Raw genomic sequence first — 21,631 nt, forward strand, 5'->3', positions numbered from 1 at the left:
CAGTAACCGCTAGGGTTCGTTTTCGTGACTTCCGCCGTGACACGTCTGTTCGCCTCTCGCGCGACACTGCGCCGCTCGGTGAGTCTGCTGAAGGACTTCGGGCACGAGCAGAGTGCTCCCGACATCTTCTACGGCGCGCTCGCTCGCGATTCCGTGGAGCTGATCGGCGATCTGTATCGGGGCCTGACCGGCACCGACATGTCCGCGGCGACCGTACTGGACGTGGGCGGTGGACCCGGATACTTCGCCGAGGTCTTCGGTGCGAGCTGCGCGCGCTACCTGCCCGTCGAGCCCGACGCGTCCGAGATGCACGCAGCGGGACTGCAGATACCCGGCTCGGTGCGCGGCTCCGGGATGGCGCTGCCGTTTCGTGACGACAGCGTCGACATCTGCTTCTCGTCCAACGTCGCCGAACACGTCCGCGAGCCGTGGACCATGTCCGAGGAAATGCTGCGAGTCACCAAGCCAGGCGGATTGACCGTCCTCTCGTACACCATCTGGTTCGGTCCGTTCGGCGGCCACGAGACCCGACCCTGGCACTACCTCGGCGGCGAATACGCAGCCCGCCGCTATGCCCGCACCACCGGTCACGAACCGAAGAATCGATTCGGCGAATCACTGTTCGACATCAGTGCGGCAGACGGATTACGTTGGGCGCGAAGCACACCCAACGCAACACTGCTGGCCGCATTCCCGCGCTACCATCCCCGCTGGGCCTGGTGGATGATGCGAGTACCCGTACTCCGAGAGTTCCTGGGCAGCAACCTCGTCCTCGTCCTGACACCGAACACATAATCTGGACCGATGACGGCACTCGCGCTCGACATCGGCGGCACCAAGATGACAGCGGCACTCGTCGGCGACGACGGGCGGCCACAGAATCCGGTGACGGTGCCGACTCCCGAGTCCGGGGTGTGGAAGGCGTGCGCGTCGTTGCTTCGGAAGATGGCTCCCGGACAGCACATCGACCGCATCGGCGTCGCCTGCTCCGGTCCGGTGAACCTCGAGACCGGGTCGGTCGCACCGATCAACATCGACGAGTGGAAGAACGGTTTCGGTCTGCGCGATCACATTGCCGTGGTCTTCCCCGAGTCCGACATCCGCCTCGCGATGGACGGCAGCGCAGCGGCACTCGGCGAGCACCGCTACGGTGCGGCCGTAGGTGTGCCGGATGTGCTGAGTCTGGTGGTGTCGACCGGGATCGGCGGTGGGTTGGTGCTGGGCGGGAAGATCGTCGCCGGTGCCAGCGGCAATGCGGGCCACATCGGCCACATCGTCGTTCCCGGTTCGACGACGCCCTGCGCGTGCGGCGGAATCGGCTGCGTGGAAACCGTCGCGAGTGGGCCTTCGGCGGTGCGGTGGGCGCGTGAGCTGGGTTGGACCGGCAGCAGCGGAACCGAATTGGCCGCCGATGCCGCCGCCGGGGAGCCGATCGCCATCACCTCGTTGCAGCGCGCCGGGGTGGCGCTGGGCCAGGCGATCGCGTCGGCCGTCGCCCTGGTGGACGTTCGCATGGTGGTGATCGGTGGTGGCTTCGCCCAAGCCGGCCCGCCGCTGTGGAATCCGATTCAGGAGTCGATCGCGCTGCACGCACGCCTGAAGTTCCTCGATGGCCTGCAGGTGGTGCCTGCTGCGTTGGGTGGACTCGGCACCCTGGCCGGGGCGGCCGCGCTCACTGCCTGAGCGTCCATATCCACACAGCCAGAACGGGACCCACCCCTCGGTGAGTCCCGTTCTGTGTCGTGAATACTACGCGCCCAGGCGCTGCTTGAGGGCGTCGAATTCGTCCTGAATTCCGGTGGGCAGTTTCTCGCCGACGAAGTCGAACCACTCCTGGATCAGCGGGATTTCGGCCTTCCACTCGTCGGAGTTCACCGCGAGTGCCTCGGCCACGTCCTCGACGGTGGTGTCGAGTCCGTCGATGTCGAGTGCCTCGGCGGTGGGGACGACACCGATCGGCGTCTCGATGCCGGCGGCCTTGTGCTCGATGCGCTCGACGATCCACTTGAGCACGCGCGAGTTCTCACCGAATCCGGGCCACAGGAAGCGCTTGTCCTCGCCGCGACGGAACCAGTTGACGTAGAACACCTTCGGCAGCTTGGACTCGTCGGCATTCTTGCCCAGGTCGATCCAGTGCTGGAAGTAGTCGCCCACGTTGTAGCCGAGGAACGGCAGCATGGCCATCGGGTCGCGTCGGACGGTTCCGACGGTGCCCTCGGCGGCAGCGGTCTGCTCGGAGCCGACGGTGGCTCCCATGAACACGCCGTGCTGCCAGTCGCGAGCCTCGGTCACCAACGGAACGGTGGTCTTGCGGCGTCCACCGAACAGGATCGCCGAGATCGGGACACCCTTGGGGTCGTCCCACTCGGGAGCCATCGACGGGCACTGCGCCATCGGCACGCAGTAGCGCGAGTTCGGGTGCGCGGCATCGGTTCCGGACTCGGGGGTCCAGTCGTTGCCCTTCCAGTCGATCAGGTGATCGGGCTTGCCTTCGAGGCCCTCCCACCATACGTCGCCGTCGTCGGTCATGCCGACGTTGGTGAACACCGAGTTGCCCTGATCGATGGTCTTCATCGCGTTGGGGTTGGAATCCCAGTTGGTACCCGGTGCCACACCGAAGAAGCCGTATTCGGGATTGACGGCGTAGAGGCGGCCGTCCTCACCGAAACGCATCCACGCGATGTCGTCACCGATGGTCTCGGCACGCCAGCCCGGGATGGTGGGCTGGATCATCGCCAGGTTGGTCTTGCCGCACGCGGACGGGAACGCCGCTGCGATGTAGTACGCCTTGTCCTCAGGGGAGATCAGCTTGAGGATCAGCATGTGCTCGGCGAGCCAGCCCTCGTCGTGGGCCATGGCCGAAGCGATGCGCAGCGAGTAGCACTTCTTGCCGAGCAGGGCGTTGCCGCCGTAGCCGGATCCGTAACTCCAGATCTCGCGATCCTCGGGGAAATGCGTGATGTATTTGGTGTCGTTGCACGGCCACGGCACATCCGCCTGGCCCTCGGCGAGCGGAGCGCCGAGCGAGTGCAGCGCCTTGACGTAGAACCCGTCGTCACCGATCTTGTCGAGTGCGGCCTGGCCCATGCGGGTCATCACGCGCATCGAGACGACGACGTACTCCGAGTCGGTGAGCTCGACGCCCAGCTTGGGGTCGGCCGCGTCGAGAGGGCCCATGCAGAACGGCACCACGTACATGGTGCGTCCGCGCATGCAGCCGCGGTAGAGATCGGACATCAGCGTCCGCATCTCGGCGGGGTCCATCCAGTTGTTGGTGGGACCGGCGTCGATCTCCTCCTTGGAACAGATGTACGTACGCGACTCGACGCGAGCGACGTCCGACGGATCGGAGTTGCCGAGGAACGAGTTGGGCTTCTTCTCGTCGTTGAGACGAGTGAAGGTGCCTGCCTCGACCAGCTTGGTGGTCAGGCGCTCCCATTCGGCGTCGGATCCGTCAGCGAACACCACGGATTCCGGTTCGGTCAGTTCGGCTACCTGGGCAACCCAGGCGAGCAGTTCTTTGTGTCGAGTCGGCACGTTGTCGGTGCCGCTCAAACCGGGAATGGTGGCTGAGGTCATCTAACTCTCCTGGGGTGAGCCGGAACCGGGAAGTACTCGCACGATCACTGTTGGGCAAACATGCGCGAGCAGATCTCGGTTTTCCCCTCTCGGCGGGGCGCTGCTCGACCGTTCGAGCCGCAGTACACCATCGTAACGGGTACAGCAAGCCGAGCGTCGAGCGCCGGGTGTCCTGGTACTCAGGTTAACGCCGAGCGACGTAAATCCGGAAACAGGGTGTTGTCCGATTAGTCACAGGACCGATTCAGATAGGGAAAGATCCGCGCAAGAAGGCGTCTACCAGCACCGACGTCCGCTCGGGACGGACCGGCTACAGCTCGCCCGATTCGGTCATTTCGCCCCGGCCGATACCGTTCGCTTCTCGAAAAATTTCCCAGGATCGGTACTGCCCGTCACGTCCGAACGATGTGAACTTGTCGGTCACACCATCGCCGTCCACGTCGGTCGCCACGGTCATCCCGGCGTCGGTACGGCGTACGGTGGTCTCGAAGTGACCGTCTCCGTCGAGATCGAACAGGTCCGTCGAGACCGTGGGCTCACCCGAATCCCCGACGTCGTGAGGTTCGGCCTCCTCCGCGAGGAACCCACCTGCTGCGAAGCCATCCACCGCGATCATCGACGCTCCTCACCTCGCTCAACGAACCGACACTGCACCTACTGACTCCGACGCACCGGCTCGTCGAACGGTTCCACCTGCTTCGAAGAAAAATGGACGGGTTCACGGGCTAAGAACACACCGCGATCGAGTCCGCGGAATCGCTCCAGCCCCCGCTCGAGTGCGGACAGATCGCGATCGCAGGCAGACAGCAGTGCCGATCGGTGGTCGGCTAGCCGACGAAGCTCGGCGTCCACCTCGGCGAGTGCGACATCGATGCGGGCCACAGCACCGCGATCCGCAGTCGCGACGGCGGACGCGAGCATCGACTCGGCATCGAGAATCCGCGAGAGCACGTGCTGCTCCACCGACGATCTCACCCGGGCCAGGCTTTCCTGTGTCCAGCCGCGCAGTCGGGCCCGATCGGCCACCAGCGCCCGTGACCGCGTGATCCACCAGGCGAGCGCACCTCCGAGGACGAGTGCGATCACGGTGTTGGCGACTGCCCAGGCGGGCACCAGCGCCATCGGCGACACCACCAGCCGCCCGAGTCCTACCCCCGCCGACGCACCGACGACGATCATGACCGCATCCTCGATCCCCCGCCGCCGGGACGGCTCCCCGATGTCGAGCGGGGAGTCCTCGACATTCGATTCCGCCTGCGCCGGCGTGAGCCCGAGATCGGTCTCCACTGCCCGCAATCGCGCTGTGACCGCCGCGTCGGCCCGATTGCGGGCTTCGCGCGCGGACTCGGCGACATGTACGGGAAGGTGAGTGAGTTCGGCACGCCCCGACCCGTCTATCGTGCGCTTGAACTCGGCGAGCAGGGCGCGAAAATCTTCGGCGGCAGCATGGAGGGACTCCACCCGCACCCGTTGAATTCGATTGTGCAGCAATGCCCGTCGGTCGCCACCGAGATTGTCCCGTTCGCCGACGAGCTCGGCTCGCCGCGCACGGAGTTCGGCCGTGTCACCTCCCCCGGTCACCGCGCGCGCTCTCGCCACGATCGACGATTTGGCTCCGGCGGCGCAGTCCTGCACTGCCGCAACGTATTTGCGCTGGGATCCGATAGCTGCGGCCTGCAGCAGCAGCGCGCCGAGCCGGTCCGCCACCGCTCCGAGACCCGACTCCGCGGACATCGCGGCGTCACCGCTGTCTCGGCCCGTCCGCGCCGACCGAACCGAGATCGGGTGGAACGTGCACTCCACCGCCCGTGGGACACACTCGGCCACGACATCGCTGTCGGCGGAGACCACCTCACGCCAGTCTCGATGCACGTCGATCTTGTTCACCAGGAACAGGACCGGCGTGGATTCGAGGGCTGCTCGCCATTGCTCGACCTCGACGCGGCCCACCGGAGCCGACGCGTCGACGACGACCATCACGACCGCGGCATCGGACATCGAGTCCGTGAAGCCGATGGTGGAACCACCGAGTCGGGACAGCTCCCGGCGGAGTTCGGACTTGCCCGATCCGGGGGTCCCGGTGAGATGAACCCCGGCGGGTCGACTGACCCTTGCCCGTTCGATCTCGTCGAGTGCACCCGAATTCCAGCGTCGGAGAACGCTTTTCATGCCTTCCGACAGGGGCGTCATCGGCGCAGCATTCGTACGTGTCCTCGGCACAGCGCGAGTGCCGCGCGACGCACGTCGGGGTCCCCGGCAGCAGCCGCACGCTGTTTCCACAGCACCGCCTGTTCCAGCGCGACCTCCTCCGAACCGGTCTCGATCGGCACCCCGAGACGTAGAGCCACGTGGCGCATCTCGGCAGCTACCGCCTCGTCCGAGGCCAGGTACGACTCGACGGCGGCACGAGCCCGCCGGTTCCGGGCGGAGATCCGGTGCAGTCTGCGATGCAGCTCGACGTCTCGAGCCGCCGCGGCCGCCGAGACGGCGGTGGAGACCGCGGCGACGACGGCGTCGGCACCGGTGGCATCGGCGAGCATCCGTACGGCATCACCGTCGGACACAGCCGTTGGTTGCCGCAGCAGGTCGACGAGCAGGGCGAGACCTCGAAGTTCGATGCATTCGATCAGCGCTTCTCTTCGAGACGTCGACACCGCGAGATCGGCGGCGCGAAACCGATCGACGGTCATCAGGTCGGTCGGACGCAGATCGGCCGCTGCGACGGCGCGCACGTCGGACATGTCCAGAGGCGCGCCGACTCGGCCCACTCCCCGCAATCCCGCCGCGGTGGTTCCCATCAACGGCAGAACCGTCCGCCCCAGCTGCTCCGCTGCCGCTGCGGCCGCGGCTGCGGGATCGTCGAGTGTGTCCGCCTTGGTCAGCACGACGACGGTCCCGTCCGGAGGATCGCTCGGCCGAGAACTCAGCAGTGCAGTGTCGACCGGCGACACCGCACCCGCGATCACGTGGACGAGCACCTCGCCCTCGCTGCTGTCCGCTCTGCCCTCGCGCCATCGGACATCGAGGCCGTCGACATCGAGCGGCGCCGCGTCGAGAACCGCGAGCACCGCGGATTTCCCGACGCCGGAGCGGCCGGTCACCCGTGCGGTCATCGGCCGTAGGCGATCGTGGACGGCGGTGTCGACGGACTCGCGTGCGTCGCTCGACGCAACGCGGTCACGCAACAGGCCAAGACCGACCTCGGCGACATCCATGATCGATTCCCCCACCGACGACCCGCCGCCCACGTCGAGAGGCGACGCACAGCCCCCTGCTGCGGCACCGATTCTGGCACATGTGGGCGCTCACGAGCCGACCGTCGGGAATTGCATCGTTGTAATTAGCCGGGCTCGTCCCACCGCTGATCAGCGGTGGGACGGTAAGTCTCAACTTCAACTCGAGACCCACCTGTCACACGCCCCGTCGATGCGCGACAATGGACCGGTGAACGAGCCCCAGGACCCCTCTGTCGACACCGAGGACAATGCCGTGAAGACCCAGGAACGGGGCTCACGGCTGTACCCCCGCGTGACGAGTTTCCGCTCTCGGCGCGGAGCGCTGACCGAAGCGCAGCAGACCACCTGGGACAACCTGTGGCCGCGCATCGGCCGCGACGTCGCCGACGAGCAGATCGACATCGACGCCTGGTTCGGCCGCAGCGGTCCGGCGATTCTCGAGATCGGCTCGGGTACAGGCACCGCGACCACGGCGATGGCCTCGGCCGAGCCGCACGTCAACCTGATGGCCGTCGAGGTCTACCGGCCCGGCCTGGCCCAGACACTGCAGCAGATCGAACGCGAAGGCATCGAGAACGTTCGGTTGCTGCGCGGTGACGCGATGGACGTGCTCGAGAACATGCTGACCTCGGAATCGTTGACCGGCGTCCGCGTCTTCTTCCCCGACCCGTGGCCCAAGGTTCGACACCACAAGCGTCGCCTGCTGCAGGGTCCGACGTTCGCGATGATCGCGGATCGGTTGAAGCCCGGCGGCGTTCTGCACGTGGCAACCGATCATGCCGAATACGCTGAGTGGATTGCCGAGGCCGGGAACGCCGAGCCCGGTCTGACCGTTCTCGATTGGGAGTCGCCCATGACACACGAGCGACCGGTGACCAAGTTCGAGGGCAAGGCACAGCTGGTCGGTAGCTCGGTGACGGAATTGATCTGGGGAAAGAAGACAGCATGAGCGTCAGTACGGACATGCCCGACACCGTGGTCGACCCCTCAGAACTCGGCGCACTCGGTGAATCGCGCCACAGCAAACGCGTCCTGCTGGTGTGGGACGCCCCGAACCTGGACATGGGACTCGGCGCAATTCTCGGTGGCCGACCCACCGCTGCGTACCGTCCGCGCTTCGATGCCCTGGGCCGATGGCTGCTCAGCCGCACTGCCGAGCTCTCCACCTCCGGCACCGCGACGCTCGAACCCGAGGCCACGGTGTTCACCAACATCGCCCCCGGCAGCGCAGATGTCGTCCGACCCTGGGTCGAAGCATTGCGTAACGTGGGTTTCGCGGTGTTCGCCAAGCCCAAGGTCGACGAAGACAGTGACGTCGACGCAGACATGCTCGACCACATCGACTTCCGCAACCGTGACGGCGGCCTCGCCGGTGTCATGGTCGCGTCCGCCGACGGTCAGGCGTTCAAGGGTCCACTGGAGGCCATCGCAGCAACCGGAGTGCCCGTGCAGGTGCTGGGCTTCCGGGAGCACGCAAGCTGGGCTGTCACGTCGGACATCCTGGAGTTCCTCGACCTCGAGGACATTCCGGGCGTCTTCCGTGAGCCACTGCCACGGGTGAGTCTCGATTCGCTTCCCGACGAAGGTGCGTGGCTGCAGCCCTTCCGACCGCTGTCCGCCCTGCTCGTCGGGCGCCAAGGAGTTTCTTAAGTGTTCGCCAGATGGGGAGACATCGTCTACCGCCTGCGGTACACCGTTATCGGTGTCATGGTGGCCGGACTGCTGGGCTTCGCTGCCTACGGTCTCGATCTCAACAGCCATCTCAGTCAGAGCGGTTGGGACGATCCGACGTCGGAATCGGCCCAGGCTGCCCGTCTGGCGGACACGACGTTCGGTCGCGACAAGCAGGGTGACGTCATCGTCCTCTACACCGCACCCGAGGGCTCGACGATCGACGATCCCGAGTTCCAATCCAAGATCGTCGCCAACCTCGATTCGCTCGCCGCCGACCACCCGAACGAGATCGAGAAGGTCAACGGCAGCTACTTCCGCACGGCAACTGCCCCGAACCTCGCCGCCCTCGGTACCACCGACAAGCAACACGCGATTGCCAGCATTGCGATCGCCGGTGCCAACGACACCGAGCTGACCAACAACTTCCAGGCCGTCAAGGACGTCTTCTACATCGACGGTGTGAACGTGCAGGTGACCGGCTTGCAGGCCGTCGCAGGCGCGTTGCAGTCGACGATGGCAGGCGACATCCACCGGATGGAATTGCTGGCCATCCCGGCAGTGGCCGTACTGCTGTTCTTCATCTTCGGTGGCGTCGTCGCGGCTGCCCTCCCGCTGATCATCGGTGGCCTGACAGTCGTCGGTGCCAACGGCATCGTGAAGGTGTTCACCAACTTCACCGAGGTCAACTCATTCGTCGCACCCGTGGTCTCACTCGTCGGCCTCGGGCTGGCCATCGACTACGGATTGTTCATCGTCTCGAGATTCCGAGAAGAACTGGGCGACGGCTACTCGACGCCACAGGCCGTGCGCCGAACCGTCATGACGGCCGGTCGCACCGTGGTGTTCTCCGCGACGATGATCGTCGCGTCCCTCGGTGGTCTGCTGCTGTTCCCGCAGGGCTTCCTCAAGTCGGTGGCCTACGGCTCCATCGCAACCGTGGCTCTCGCAGCTCTGACGGCCATCACGATCCTGCCCGCAATGCTCGCCATCCTGGGACCCCGCGTCGACGCCCTCGGCCTCAAGTTCATGCGCAAGACCAAGTCCAGCGAGGAGATCGAGAACGGCATGTGGGGCCGTCTCACTCGCTGGGTGATGCGCAACCCCGTCAAGGTCACCGTCCCGATCGTGCTCGGCCTGGTGCTCCTGACGCTGCCGGTCGGCAACATCAAGTTCGGCGGCATCAACGAGACCTACCTACCGCCCGACAACGTCACCCGCGAAGCGCAGGGCGAGTTCGATTCGCTCTTCCCCGGCCAACGGACCGAACCCATCAAGCTGGTGATCAGCAACGCGCAGGGTGCCAACCTCGCCGCGATCACCAACCAAGCGAACAACGCTCCCGGCCTGGTCGAGCAGTTCTCTCCGGTCGGTGCCAGCAAGGACGGGATCATCGTCTTCAAGGCAGGACTGGTCGATCGCAACGACTCCAAGCCCGCCATCGACTTCCTGCGCAGCATCGACGTGCCGGACGGAGCGTCCGTTCTGGTCGGCGGCACCCCTGCCATCGAGCAGGACTCCATCAGTGCGCTCATCGACAAACTTCCGCTGATGGCCGTGCTCGTGGTGTTCATCGTGACCCTGCTGATGTTCCTGACGTTCGGATCGTTGGTGCTGCCGATCAAGGCGGTGCTCATGACCGTCCTCGGTCTCGGGGCCACCATGGGCATCCTGACGTGGATATTCATCGACGGCAACGGTGCGGGGCTGATGAACTTCACTCCCGGGCCGATCATGGCTCCGGTCCTGGTGCTGATCATCTCGATCGTGTTCGGCTTGTCCACGGACTACGAGGTGTTCCTGCTCTCTCGTATGGTCGAAGCGCGCGAAAAGGGCGCGAGCACAAGCGAAGCCATCCGTATCGGAACCTCGCATACCGGACGCATCATCACCGCAGCGGCCCTGATCCTCATCGTCGTGACCGGGGCGTTCGCGTTCTCCGATCTGGTGATGATGAAGTACATCGCCTACGGCATGATCGCGGCCCTCATCATCGACGCCACCCTCATCCGCATGTTCCTCGTGCCCGCCACGATGAAACTGCTCGGCGACGACTGCTGGTGGGCCCCGCAGTGGATGAAGCGGATTCAGCAGAAGCTCGGACTCGGCGAGACCATCCTCGAGGACGAGCTGCTCCCCATGGCGGACGTGCCCGAGCTCGCTCTCGCAGGCGGTGCACCGTCGAGTACGGTCGCGCCGCTGATGCGTCCGGCACCGCGCCGCAGCGAGCCGCTCACCGAACCCATTCCCGTGGTCGCACCGCACGGCGGGGGCCCGATCCGAGCGACCCACGCGGCGAAGGAAGAATCCCGACGCAGTGTGACAGGGCGTCCGGCCACCCCACCCGAGCCGACCCGTGCGGCTCCCGCCACGCCCGCGGCACCGGCTGCTCGACCTACCCCGACTCCCCCTCGGACCCAGGCCGCTCCGCAGGAACGACCGGCTCCCAGGCCTGCCCCGAGCCGGCCGGTTGCGCCGCGGCCGACCGTCGAACCGGAACCGACCCAGGCAGCGGAGGTCGTCCGGCCCGCACCGCCGGTCAACCCGGTGGCAGCTCCCCCGTCGGCGGAGCCGCCCCGCGCACCGAGCGCACCGCGTCCACCCGCAGCGCCGCCGAGCCGAACCCGGGCCGCACGCGCACCTCGCGCCGAGGAACCGGATTCCCGTTCCATCGAGAGCTGGCTCGCCGACCTGCGAGCACCCAGCGCATCACCACCCCCGAGCACACCGCGCAACGGTTCGACCGCCAACGGGTCCGATCACAACGGATCGAACCACAGCGGTGCGAACCACGGCGCTTCGAACCACAGCGCTACGAACCACGGCGGTCGCGACGAGACCGGCTCCCCGCAGAACGGTTCCGATCGCAACGGCCACAGCAACGGGTCCGAACGAAACGGCACCGACCGAAACGGCACCAACGGGACCGATCGCAACGGCACCGAGCAGACCGGTACCGAACGCAACGGCAGCAACGGATCCGCGTCGAGCGAGCCACGGCCCGAGAAGCCGTCGGGCCGCCGATCCGCACCGACCACCGAGGGTGGCGACAGCGGTCGTCATCGCGGCGGCGAGAACGGACAGGTGCTCAGCGTCAGCGAATTGCTCGCACGCGAGCGCAACCGTTCACGCTGACGCTCGTGTGATCGGCTAACCTCCCTGAGCCGAGGTTCACTCACGTGGCGGCGGTAGTCGCGTGCATCCAGGGGGAGTACACACGTGTTCGTTCGATGGGGAAAGTTCGTCCACCGACTCCGGTACACCGTTCTCGGTGTCATGGTGGCCGGGCTGTCGATCCTGGCCGCGTACGGCTGGGATCTCACCGACCACTTGAGCCAGAGCGGCTTCGACGATCCGACGTCGCAATCCGCGGCTGCGAACAACCTTGCCGAGGCGACGTTCGGCCGTAACACCGAGGGCGATGTGATCGTCCTGTACACCGCGCCGGAGGGGTCGACCATCGACGACCCGGCGTTCGACGCTGCGGTCGTCGGCAGTCTCGATTCGCTGGTGGCCGATCACCCGGACCGCATCGCGAAGATCAACGCCAGCTACTTCCGAACTGCCGAGGCCCCGGTGCTGGCAGCGCTAGGAACCACCGACAAGCAGCACGCCATCGCGAGCATCGCCATCGTCGGTACCGACGACACCGAGCTGACCGAGAACTTCCAGGCCGTCCAGAACGCGTTCTACATCGACGGCGTCGACGTACAGGTCGCCGGCCAACAGGCCGTGGCGGCCGCCCTGCAGTCGACGATGACCGACGACATCCACCGAATGGAAATCCTTGCCATCCCGGCGGTGGCAGTGCTGCTGTTCTTCGTGTTCGGCGGCGTCGTGGCCGCTGCGCTGCCGCTCATCGTCGGCGCGCTGACCGTCGTCGGCGCCAACGGCATCGTGAAGCTGTTCACCCACGTCACCGACGTGAATACCTTCGTTGCACCGGTGGTGTCGCTGGTCGGACTCGGCTTGGCGATCGATTACGGACTGTTCATCGTGTCGCGTTTCCGAGAGGAACTGGGCGACGGCCGGTCGACGCCTGATGCCGTCCGTCGATCGGTCATGACGGCCGGTCGGACGGTGGCGTTCTCGGCGACGATCATCGTCGCCTGCCTCGGGGGTCTCTTGCTGTTTCCGCACGGGTTCCTGCGGTCGGTCGCCCTGGGTTCGATCGCGACGGTCGCTCTCGCGGCACTGAACGCGATCACCATCCTGCCGGCCATTCTGTCGATGCTCGGCCCACGCGTCGATGCCCTCGGCCTGGCGTTCATGCGCAAGACCAAGTCGTCGGAGGAAATCGAGAACGGGATGTGGGGCAAGCTCACCACCTGGGTGATGCGCAACCCCATCAAGGTGGTCGTCACCATCGTGCTCGGGCTGCTGGCGTTGACGCTTCCGATCGGGAACCTCGCGTTCGGCGGCATCAACGAGACGTATCTGCCACCGGACAATCCGACGCGGGTGGCGCAGGAACGGTTCGACGAACTGTTCCCCGGCCAGCGCACCGAGCCGATCGAATTGGTCATCCAGAACGCCCAGGGGTCGAACCTGGCCGCCATCACCACCCAGGCGAACAACGCACCGGGCCTGGTCGAGCAGTTCACCCCGGTCGGTGCCAGCAAGGACGGGATCATCGTCTTCAAGGCCGGACTGATCGATCGCAACGACGCAGCGCCCGCCATCGAGTTCCTGCGCAGCATCGACACTCCCGAGGGCACCTCGATGGAGGTGACGGGAACGCCTGCGATCGAACGGGATTCGATCGATGCGCTGGTCGATCGTCTACCCCTGATGGCGGTGCTGGTCGTCATCGTCGTGACCGTACTGATGTTCCTGACGTTCGGATCCTTGGTGTTGCCGATCAAGGCGGTGCTGATGACGACCCTCGGGCTCGGTGCCACGATGGGCATTCTGACGTGGATCTTCATCGACGGCCACGGCGCGGCGTGGCTGAATTTCACGCCCGGGCCGATCATGGCGATGATTCTGCTGTTGATCGCCGCCATCGTGTTCGGGCTGTCCACCGACTACGAGGTGTTCCTACTCTCCCGCATGGTCGAGGCACGCGAAAATGGCTCCAGCACAAGCGAAGCCATTCATATCGGCACTTCGCACACCGGTCGCATCATCACCGCGGCAGCATTGATCCTCATCGTCGTCACCGGAGCGTTCGCGTTCTCGGATCTGGTGATGATGAAGTACATCGCGTACGGCATGATCGCGGCCCTCATCATCGACGCCACCGTCATTCGCATGTTCCTGGTGCCCGCGACGATGAAATTGCTCGGCGACGCGAGCTGGTGGGCACCGGCGGGCATGAAGCGCATGCAACGCAGACTCGGACTGGGCGAAACGGCTCCGAAAGACGACTGACGCGCCGCCGCCCCCACACCGCGTCAATGGACCACTGCACTCCTCAGACGTATGCAATGGTCCATTGATACGGTGTGGCCGGGCTCGGGTCGGACGCGTGAATGGACCACTGCACTCCTCAGACGTATGCAATGGTCCATTCACGCGGTGTGGGGAGGTCAGGAAGACACTGCCGCACTCTCTCGGTCCGCGAAAACCTTCGCGTAACGGGTGCCCGCGATCAGCAGCAGTAGTCCCACTGCGATGAAGGCGATGACTCGGAACAGTCCGTCCAGGGCGACGAGGTCGAACAGGAACAGTTTTGCGATGGCCGCCGCGGTCAAGGACAGTCCGGCCAGCAGTGCCAGATGCGCGTGGGTGACACTGCGCAGCCCGAATGCCAGGAGTGCGAAGGCTGCGATCATCCACTCGATGGTCGCCGCGGTGTGGCCTGCAGTGAATCCCGTTGTTTCGCCACCGATTCCGATGCCGAGGGTCACCGTTGCCGCCGTCAGGCCGTACAGCGCGAGTACGCCGGAGACGATGGCAAGGGTCCGCAGCCCGTCGTCGACCGGTTTCAGTTCGGCCAGCACGTACGCGAAGGCGAATGCCGTTGCAGCGAGCAGGATTCCGCCCAGGGCGATACCGACGCTGCCCACTGCGTGATCGGAGTCCAGCAGCGCCTGCGGCGGACTGACCGAGACGAACATCAGTGCGCCGATCACGCCGAATCCGCTGCCGATCGAGTATGCGAGTGTCGAGCGGGTGCTGTGGGCCACCGCGATCAGTGCCGACGCGACGGCGAACAGCACCACCGGGCGAATCTCGAGGGTCGTCGACTCGACTGCGGCCTGCAGCGTCGCCAGCGCTCCGATCACCGCGACGGCGATGCGAGCGTGCCCTGGCAACCACCTCACCAGAATTACGATCGCCACGGCTGCAGCAGCAAGAACCAGTTGGACAGAGACGGTCGCGGCGCGATCGAAAACGTCGGCAGAGACCAGCACCGGCACAGACGCGAGAGCGATCATGACGGTGGCGACCACATCGGAGACGTTGCGGCGCAGCAACTCCAGTGAGGTTCCGATCCCGAAGACGGCCACCGACACGACGGCCAGGAGCAGCCAGAGGTCGCCGGTGGATCCGGACAGATCGACACTCGCGATGGCAGCCAGCACCGCACCGACGAGGGGTACGGTCCGAACGACCTGCAGGAGTGGCCAATTGCGGCCGATCTGAGCCGGAAAGCTGGCGACGTACGTGGCGATGAGGAATGCGATCAGGGTCAGGGTGAGGCCGTCGGTCAGCACCGGTCCACACACCGCGACACCGGCGAGAATCAGCACCGCCATCGGCTGCGACGTCCACTGCACTGCGAGTGCCGTTCCGGCTGCGGCAATTCCGAATGCGGTGATCAGCCCGAGTACGGGATCGAGCCAGCCGTACAGGACGGACGTCGCGAGTACATCGAGGTACAGGCCCGCGATGCCGGTGGCGGCGAGGGCTATTCCGCCGATGCGTCCGCCGGAGCGGCCGAACACTCGGACACCTGCACCGATCAGCGCGAGTGAGAACACTGCGCCCGCGGCGACCCGCAGCGTAGGGCCGAACCACCCGGCCTGTGCGGCGAGGACGAGCAGCATCACGACACCGACGAGGGTGACGCCTGCGCCTGCGACAGCCAGCAGACGACTGATGACACCGTCACGCTGCCACCACGGTTCGCGCGGCGGAGCCGGCGGGCGAGGCGCGACGACCGGTCCACTGGGTGGTGCGGGGTAGGTCATGGTGGGCTGGGGCCGAGCTGCCTGCTGCCCCACCGGCTGACGGACGATGTGGCCGAACGGCTGACCGTAGGGCTGCGGAGGCAGCGGTGGTGACGCCACCGGAGGCGCAACGGCAGGAGCTGCCGGTGCCGACGCCTGCCGCGTGGGAGCGGGAGCCGTTGTGGCACCGAGCTGGGACTGCAGGTTCTGCAGGTCGACGGCCACCTGGCGCATGTGGTCGCCCAATGAATCGAAGCGGCTGGACAGTCGCGCGACGAGTTGCGGATCCAGCCCGGAGCTCTGGGGAGAAGTCATGGGTTAGATCCTGCGACCGTGGCGGCCGGAAAGCGTGAGTAGTGCTACTCGGATTGCTCGAGTAGAAGCGCCTCGCTAGCCGAACATACGACGGATCGAGCTACCGAAGGGATGCTTGGCGGTCACCGAACCCAAGCGAACCCTGCCCGAGACCACGAGATGCAGCGGCCCGTACGGAGGCCCGGTGCGGACCTTGTTGGTGGCGCTACCCGCCACCGTCTCGACGCGGTTGAGATCGACTGTCGCTTCGGTGGGCACGATCAGTGTCACGGTGCTGCAGTAGTCGTCGACGTGAATCTCGACCACCTGCGTGGACATGACCGCCTGGGTGAAGTCGAGTGTCACCGTCGACATGCGGGTGGAGACGCGCACGCTCGGCGGCACGTTCCACGGTCCCTTGCGGGTGATGGTGGACATGGTGCCGCGCAGTGTGTCCGACGCGCCGCTCCCGTGTCCCCAATGCTCGTGAACGACGCGGCGCGCCGTCGGTTGCGAGGTGGGCGCGGGAAAGGGCTTCGGTGCCGGGCGATGTTCCTCGGCGATCTGCATCCCGGGCAGGTCGGCGAGTACCGAGTTCAGTTCACCGCGGGTCTTCGACGCCAATGCGGTGTCCATTCGCTCGGTGAACTCACCGAGCGACAACATGCCCTGGCCCACCGCGCGCTGCAACAGCTGCCCGACGTGTTCGCGTTCGGCATCGGACACTCTCAGATCCCTCGCCTCCATGGGTTCAGGGTAGCGAAGATCTCAGGCTGCGCGACCGCCGAGAACGGAGAGCATTCCGGACACCGACGCCGGCCATCCGAACTGTTCGGCGCGCAACCTGGCGGCGCTTCGGCGGCCGTCGACGGGTAGTTCGAGTACTCGTTCGATCTCGGCGGCGAATCCGTCTGCGGTGTTCTCGGAGGATCCGCCGCAGTGTGGGGTGACGATCTGCGCCAACGCCGAGGTCTCGGAGACGACGACGGGGGTGCCCGCGGCGAGCGATTCCAAGGCAGCGAGGCCGAACGTCTCGTGTGGTCCCGGTGCGAGAGCGATGTCCGCGGAGGCCAGCAGGGCTGCGACGGCCGCTCTGCCGTCGACGAAGCCGAGGAAGTCGACGGGTAGGCCGCGGGCACGTCGTTCGAGGCCGGCTCGGCGGGGGCCGTCGCCGGCGATGATCAGCCGCGCCCGCATTCCCGAATCGCAGAGCGCAGCAAGCGAATCGATACTTCTCTCGACGTGCTTCTCCACCGACAGCCGGCCGCAGTGCACCAGCAGGCGATCGGCGTCGCCCAACCAAGCCGACCGGTTGCCCACGTGCCGACGCCGCGGATGGAACAGGTCGAGGTCCACGCCGAGCGGCACTCGGTGCACGTTACGCACTCCGATGCGCTCGAATTCCTGCTGCGCGAACTCCGTGGTGCACACGACGGCGTCGTACTGCTCGGCCGTACGCCGATTGGCCAGGTCCGCGATGGGGCGAGCACAGCCCATCGGCATCGTCTGCGCGAGCAGACGGTCCAGACGTTCGTGAGAGATCATCACGCTGCGCACGTCTCGGCGCGCGGCCCAGGCACCCATGCCGCGCAGTGTCAGTCGGTCCGATACCTCGATCACGTCGGGCCGCAATCCGGCCGCCACCGAGGACACTCGGCGCGGGTCGGCCACCCGATACCCACCGGTGAGCGGAATCCGCGGTGCAGGCACCTCGATGCGCACCACTCCCGACGGGAGCAGCGTCTCACTCCGTCGATCGCCCGGCACGATCAGAGTCACCTCGTGGCCACCGGCCACGTACCCCGATCCGAGCTGGTCGACGGCCGTCCGCAAGCCGCCGGACCTCGGTCCGTAGAAGTTGGCCACCTGCACGATGCGCACCCGACCAGTCTCCCCAGCCGAGAGTCCGCCCGACGGCGCGATGATGGACAGTGGCCGAACCCTCACGTAATTCTGTGTGGGGATCGCTACCAACGGGTAGGTGAGGCAGATGCGAGTGACTCTGCAATCGACCGGTACCGCCCCCGCCCCCGAGGTCTGGGAACGCTACATGGAACCGACGGCCTGGAAGACCTGGGCTCCACAGATCATCGGCGTCGAGTACCGCGGTGAACGCCTGGACGCCGACACCACCGGCCGAGTGCTGGGGCCGCTCGGGCTGCCGATCGACTTCCGGGTGCATTCGGTCGACGAGCGATCGTGGACGTGGGCATGGTCGGCCTGGTTCCAGAATCAGGCCATCGGGGTCGACCTGACGCACGGCGTCGTCTCACGACCCAACGGGACCAGGGCGTGGTTGACGATCGACGGCCCACTGCCACTGGTTCTGCCGTACGTGCCGATCGCCAAGTTCGCGCTCGGCAGGTTGTGCAGTCCGTAGCGCTACTCGGACCGTGTGGCGGTCTTCTCCTCGGACTTGTCGGCCACGTCGGTCGGCTCGGGCGTCGGTAGCGAGGACTCCTCGCCCGACCCGTCCAGGTGGCCGTCGAACTCGTCGATCGCCTCGTCGCGCTCGGCACCGGTCTGATCGAGATCGGCGTCGACCCCCTTCGAGTGCTTCGCCGGGTCGACGGTGGTGTCCACTGCATTTTCGTTGTCGGTCATGGAATGCAGAGTGCCCCTCGGCTACCGACGCAAACCCTCACAGCCCTTTTTCGATGACGTATCGGGTCAGTTCGACGCGGTTGGCCAGCTGCAGTTTTCGCAGGGTCGCCTGGACATGGTTCTCGACGGTGCGATGACTGAGCGTCAGTCGGGTCGCAATCTGCTTGGCGCTCAATCCTTTTGCGACCAGGCGCAGAACTTCGGTCTCGCGGTCGGTCAGCGTCGGGCGAGTGTCGGATGCAGGCTCGGGCGAGGACGACATCCGCCGGAACTCTCCGAGTACCAGGCCCGCGAGGCCGGGAGTGAACACCGCCTGCCCGGCCGACGTGGCACGGACCGCGTCGAACAGTTCCTCCGCCGATGCGCTCTTGACCAGGTAACCGGTCGCACCCGCCTTGATCGCGTCGAGCACGTCGCTGCGTTCGGCGGAGGCCGAGAGCACCAGGATCTTGGTCTCGGGCGAGGCGTCCAGGACGGCGACGGTGGCATCGGCACCGTTCCCGTCGGGCAGATGCATGTCCATCAGCACCACATCGGGTGTGGTCGCTCGGGCGCGACGCCCCGCAGCGGCGACGCCGTCCGCGGTGGCGACGACCCTGAATCCGGCGGCCTCGAGATCCCTTGCGACACCGTCGCGCCACATCGGGTGGTCGTCGACGACCATCACCGCGATGTCGGCATTCGCTTCCTCTGTCATTCCGATCCCTTCGCTCGCGGAATGCGGATCTCCCATTCGGTTCCCTCACCCTCGTCGGTGTCGAGTATCGCAGTACCGCCGAGAGATTCGACGCGGCCGAGGATCGATTTCGAGACGCCCATCCGACCTTCGGCCTCGGCGGCGGCGAGCCGTCCGGCAGGGATTCCGCGGCCGTCGTCGCGGATACTGACGATCAATTCCCCGTCGACGTCCTCGAGCAACACGTAGGCCTTCGCATCGGCTCCCGCGTGAAGTTCGACGTTGGACAGTGCGGTGGCAACGACGGCGGCGAGTTCCTCGGCGACGTCGGATTCGACCAGCACCGGATCGGCGGGCGTCGACACAGAGATCGATGTGCCCGCCTGAGTTCGCAGCAGCGCCCTGACGTCGACGATCGAGCTGGTGTGGTCGTCCCGAGGAGCTGCCTGTTCCGAGATCAGCACACGCAGAGCCACTTCCTGCTCGCCGGCCAGCTCGGCGAGTTCTGCTGCCGGCCCGCCTATTTCGAGACCGCGCCGTCGTACCAGGGCCAATACCTGCAGCACTCCGTCGTGCACCTGCCGGGCCAGCCGCTCTCGCTCCTCGGTGATCGCGGCCGATCGTGCTGCGCGGCGCAATTCTTCGTGGGCGCGCCTGGCGGTGTTCGACGCCAGTCCCAGTGCCAGTCCGGCCGAGAGCAGGACCGGGGCGGTGGCATCGGACCAGAGATCGGAGTCGAAGCGGTCGCGGACGAGTGCGCTGACCACCGACATCGCCACCCCCGATGCAATTCCGCCCTTGGGGCCCAACAAGATTGCGGCAGAGATGACGGCGTTGGTGGCCCACAGCGTGGTCGGCAGAGTTTGGCGGGTGCTGTACCACTCGTAATCGGCCACCAACCTCGTCGACGCCATCAGCGCGATGACGATGACCTGATCGGCGAGCACCACCTGCCAGCGTGGCAGTGATGCGCGTGCGAGCATCAGCGCCGATGCCCCGGACCACACGGCCATCAGAGCGACGAGGAACCAGCTCAGCCGCGGGTTGGTGTAATTGTCCACGGTCGCGGCCTGATAACTGATCGCGTAGACCAGTGTGATCAGCCGGAAAGCCTGCGAGGCCCGCCAGAGCGGGGTGTCGGGATCGGACGAGGTGAGCGTGGTCCGTACCCGGTCAGCCGTCCGCATCGGTCTTCGGACCTGCTGTCTCGGTATCGGCAGCCTCGGTATCCGGGGTCGTCAACTCTCCCTTGGCAAGCCGCTCAGGCACGTCGCTTCCGGGCGGAGTGTCCGGATTGCTCGGCTCGGCGGAATACAGCGGGTCGGGCACCTCGAGTTCCTCGTAGACCTCGTCCGGGTCGTCGGCGAGCAGCGACCGCACGGCGGTGTTGAGGACGGCGACGATCGGCACCGCCAGCAGGCCTCCGACGATGCCCGCGAGCAGAATGCCGACGGTGATGGACAGGACCACCGCCAACGGGTGCAGTCGCACGGCGCGGCCCAGCAGGAGTGGTTGCAGCACATGGCCTTCGAGCTGCATGACGGCCACCACTATGCCGAGGGTGATCACCGCGGTGATCAGGCCCTTGGTGACCAGTGCGATGAACACCGCGACGAATCCGGTCAGCACCGCACCGATGATGGGGATGAATGCTCCGATGAACACCAACGAGGCCAATGGAAGAGCCAGTGGCACACCGAGAATGGCCAGACCGGCACCGATCCCGACGGCATCGGCGGCCGCGACGGCAACCGTCGCCCTGACGTATCCCACCAGGGACCCGAAGCCCTGGATGCCGGCGGTGCGGATTCTTCTGCGGGCTGCGGTCGGCGCCAGTCGGGTGACGAACTGCCAGATCTGATCGCCGCCGTACAGGAAGAAGATGAGGGTGAACAGTGTCAGCAGTGCGCCGGTGAGAATTTCACCGATCACCGCTGCGGTCGTCAGGGCTCCGCTCGTAACGGCTTCCTGATTGTCCTGAATGACCTTGACGAGGCTGTCGGTGGCCTGCCTGATCTGATCCTCGCTGATGTGCAAGGGACCGTTGCTGAGCCATTCTTCGATGCCGTTGATGGACTGGGTGAACTGGTCACCCACCTGCGGCAGGCCTTCGATGAACTGCTCGACGATGAAGGTCATGATCCCGGCGACGACACCGATGCTGGCGATGATCACGACGATCACCGCGACGGCACGAGGCACTCCGCGTCGGTGCATCCAATCGACGACGGGAACGAGCATCGCCGACGCCAGGAGCGCCAGGCCCAACGGAATGACGACGGTGCTGAGCTTGGCCACCACCAGGCAGAACGTGATGAATCCGGCAAACAGGACAAGCAGTCGCCACGTCCATTCCGCGCCGACCCGCACCAGTGGATGCACCGAATCCGCAGCCGAAGTGAGGCCCGGGGACGCCCCCGTACCTTGCGCCCGCAACTCGTCGGTGCTCACCC

Annotated in this window: 18 protein-coding genes; 7 read left to right on the top strand and 11 right to left on the bottom strand. The window is 66.1% G+C overall.

From position 1 onward, the window contains the following. Positions 1-24 precede the first annotated feature (24 nt). Together CH296_RS07605 and CH296_RS07610 are read left to right on the top strand one after the other, a co-directional pair. Entirely contained in the window at positions 25-795 is a 771-nt protein-coding gene (locus CH296_RS07605) for a class I SAM-dependent methyltransferase (RefSeq protein ID WP_256980376.1), read from the top strand. Positions 796-804: 9 nt separating this feature from the next. Next, positions 805-1,683 (top strand): ROK family protein, encoded by an 879-nt coding sequence (locus tag CH296_RS07610; protein ID WP_094657496.1) that lies wholly within the window; start codon positions 805-807, stop codon positions 1,681-1,683. 66 nt (positions 1,684-1,749) lie between these two features. Here the strand turns inward: CH296_RS07610 and CH296_RS07615 are convergent, their stop codons facing one another. The 4 genes from CH296_RS07615 to CH296_RS07630 all read right to left on the bottom strand — a co-directional run bounded on the left by CH296_RS07615 (position 1,750) and on the right by CH296_RS07630 (position 6,794). Continuing rightward, entirely contained in the window at positions 1,750-3,579 is a 1,830-nt protein-coding gene (locus CH296_RS07615; RefSeq protein WP_032396654.1) for a phosphoenolpyruvate carboxykinase (GTP), read from the bottom strand. A 310-nt stretch (positions 3,580-3,889) separates the two neighbouring features. Beyond that, positions 3,890-4,195, bottom strand: coding sequence for a DUF6802 family protein (locus CH296_RS07620; RefSeq protein ID WP_045197272.1), 306 nt, complete (start codon positions 4,193-4,195; stop codon positions 3,890-3,892). 38 nt (positions 4,196-4,233) lie between these two features. Next, positions 4,234-5,769: a hypothetical protein gene (locus tag CH296_RS07625; RefSeq protein ID WP_094684408.1), complete on the bottom strand. Its 1,536-nt coding sequence runs from the start codon at positions 5,767-5,769 to the stop codon at positions 4,234-4,236. Further along, positions 5,766-6,794 carry a hypothetical protein gene (locus CH296_RS07630; RefSeq protein ID WP_094684409.1) on the bottom strand — a complete coding sequence of 343 codons (1,029 nt, stop codon included), beginning with the start codon at positions 6,792-6,794 and terminating at the stop codon, positions 5,766-5,768. Before CH296_RS07630 ends, CH296_RS07625 begins: the two co-directional genes overlap by 4 nt. A gap of 211 nt (positions 6,795-7,005) precedes the next feature. On the opposite strand from CH296_RS07630, the gene trmB reads away from it, so the two are divergent. The 4 genes from trmB to CH296_RS07650 all read left to right on the top strand — a co-directional run bounded on the left by trmB (position 7,006) and on the right by CH296_RS07650 (position 13,859). After that, on the top strand, positions 7,006-7,764 hold the full coding sequence (trmB, locus tag CH296_RS07635; protein WP_094630552.1) for a tRNA (guanosine(46)-N7)-methyltransferase TrmB: 759 nt from the start codon (positions 7,006-7,008) through the stop codon (positions 7,762-7,764). 14 nt (positions 7,765-7,778) lie between these two features. After that, the gene (locus CH296_RS07640; protein WP_230596976.1) at positions 7,779-8,465 is read left to right on the top strand and encodes an NYN domain-containing protein; all 687 of its coding nucleotides are present in this window, start codon (positions 7,779-7,781) and stop codon (positions 8,463-8,465) included. Continuing rightward, complete coding sequence (locus CH296_RS07645; RefSeq protein ID WP_094684410.1) at positions 8,466-11,621, top strand: MMPL family transporter; 3,156 nt, start codon at positions 8,466-8,468, stop codon at positions 11,619-11,621. It abuts the gene before it with no gap. 84 nt (positions 11,622-11,705) lie between these two features. Next, positions 11,706-13,859, top strand: coding sequence for an MMPL family transporter (locus CH296_RS07650; protein ID WP_094684411.1), 2,154 nt, complete (start codon positions 11,706-11,708; stop codon positions 13,857-13,859). A gap of 158 nt (positions 13,860-14,017) precedes the next feature. On the opposite strand, the gene CH296_RS07655 is transcribed toward CH296_RS07650, so the two are convergent. The 3 genes from CH296_RS07655 to CH296_RS07665 form a co-directional block, all read right to left on the bottom strand. Beyond that, positions 14,018-15,919, bottom strand: a complete 1,902-nt coding sequence (locus CH296_RS07655) for a DUF2339 domain-containing protein (RefSeq protein ID WP_176459092.1) — start codon at positions 15,917-15,919, stop codon at positions 14,018-14,020. Between the two features lie 75 nt (positions 15,920-15,994). Continuing rightward, positions 15,995-16,645 carry a DUF1707 domain-containing protein gene (locus CH296_RS07660; RefSeq protein ID WP_094684412.1) on the bottom strand — a complete coding sequence of 217 codons (651 nt, stop codon included), beginning with the start codon at positions 16,643-16,645 and terminating at the stop codon, positions 15,995-15,997. A 21-nt stretch (positions 16,646-16,666) separates the two neighbouring features. Continuing rightward, a complete protein-coding gene (locus CH296_RS07665) occupies positions 16,667-17,779 on the bottom strand; it encodes a glycosyltransferase (RefSeq protein ID WP_094684413.1) in 1,113 nt (370 codons plus the stop codon). A gap of 109 nt (positions 17,780-17,888) precedes the next feature. Between CH296_RS07665 and CH296_RS07670 the strand changes: the two genes are divergently transcribed. After that, complete coding sequence (locus tag CH296_RS07670) at positions 17,889-18,278, top strand: MarR family transcriptional regulator (RefSeq protein WP_094684414.1); 390 nt, start codon at positions 17,889-17,891, stop codon at positions 18,276-18,278. Between the two features lie 2 nt (positions 18,279-18,280). On the opposite strand, the gene CH296_RS07675 is transcribed toward CH296_RS07670, so the two are convergent. The 4 genes from CH296_RS07675 to CH296_RS07690 are packed head-to-tail and all read right to left on the bottom strand — an operon-like array spanning position 18,281 to position 21,560. Then, positions 18,281-18,502 (bottom strand): autophagy-related protein 2, encoded by a 222-nt coding sequence (locus CH296_RS07675; protein WP_094684415.1) that lies wholly within the window; start codon positions 18,500-18,502, stop codon positions 18,281-18,283. 37 nt (positions 18,503-18,539) lie between these two features. Further along, on the bottom strand, positions 18,540-19,166 hold the full coding sequence (locus CH296_RS07680; protein WP_179277663.1) for a response regulator transcription factor: 627 nt from the start codon (positions 19,164-19,166) through the stop codon (positions 18,540-18,542). A gap of 29 nt (positions 19,167-19,195) precedes the next feature. Then, positions 19,196-20,365: a MacS family sensor histidine kinase gene (gene macS, locus CH296_RS07685; RefSeq protein WP_094684416.1), complete on the bottom strand. Its 1,170-nt coding sequence runs from the start codon at positions 20,363-20,365 to the stop codon at positions 19,196-19,198. Beyond that, positions 20,352-21,560: an AI-2E family transporter gene (locus tag CH296_RS07690; protein WP_052683830.1), complete on the bottom strand. Its 1,209-nt coding sequence runs from the start codon at positions 21,558-21,560 to the stop codon at positions 20,352-20,354. Before CH296_RS07690 ends, macS begins: the two co-directional genes overlap by 14 nt. Positions 21,561-21,631: the final 71 nt, after the last annotated feature.

Source organism: Rhodococcus sp. 14-2496-1d (assembly GCF_002259365.1).
Taxonomy (GTDB): Bacteria; Actinomycetota; Actinomycetes; order Mycobacteriales; family Mycobacteriaceae; genus Rhodococcoides.

Coding starts and splice junctions, on each gene's coding strand:
- CH296_RS07615 (WP_032396654.1), bottom strand. CDS start 3,579: ATGACCTCAGCCACCATTCCCGGTTTGAGCGGCACCGACAACGTGCCG.
- trmB (WP_094630552.1), top strand. CDS start 7,006: ATGCGCGACAATGGACCGGTGAACGAGCCCCAGGACCCCTCTGTCGAC.
- CH296_RS07620 (WP_045197272.1), bottom strand. CDS start 4,195: ATGATCGCGGTGGATGGCTTCGCAGCAGGTGGGTTCCTCGCGGAGGAG.
- CH296_RS07680 (WP_179277663.1), bottom strand. CDS start 19,166: ATGGTCGTCGACGACCACCCGATGTGGCGCGACGGTGTCGCAAGGGAT.
- CH296_RS07670 (WP_094684414.1), top strand. CDS start 17,889: ATGCGAGTGACTCTGCAATCGACCGGTACCGCCCCCGCCCCCGAGGTC.
- CH296_RS07630 (WP_094684409.1), bottom strand. CDS start 6,794: ATGGATGTCGCCGAGGTCGGTCTTGGCCTGTTGCGTGACCGCGTTGCG.
- CH296_RS07655 (WP_176459092.1), bottom strand. CDS start 15,919: ATGACTTCTCCCCAGAGCTCCGGGCTGGATCCGCAACTCGTCGCGCGA.
- CH296_RS07660 (WP_094684412.1), bottom strand. CDS start 16,645: ATGGAGGCGAGGGATCTGAGAGTGTCCGATGCCGAACGCGAACACGTC.
- CH296_RS07625 (WP_094684408.1), bottom strand. CDS start 5,769: ATGACGCCCCTGTCGGAAGGCATGAAAAGCGTTCTCCGACGCTGGAAT.
- CH296_RS07675 (WP_094684415.1), bottom strand. CDS start 18,502: ATGACCGACAACGAAAATGCAGTGGACACCACCGTCGACCCGGCGAAG.
- CH296_RS07640 (WP_230596976.1), top strand. CDS start 7,779: ATGCCCGACACCGTGGTCGACCCCTCAGAACTCGGCGCACTCGGTGAA.
- CH296_RS07610 (WP_094657496.1), top strand. CDS start 805: ATGACGGCACTCGCGCTCGACATCGGCGGCACCAAGATGACAGCGGCA.
- macS (WP_094684416.1), bottom strand. CDS start 20,365: ATGCGGACGGCTGACCGGGTACGGACCACGCTCACCTCGTCCGATCCC.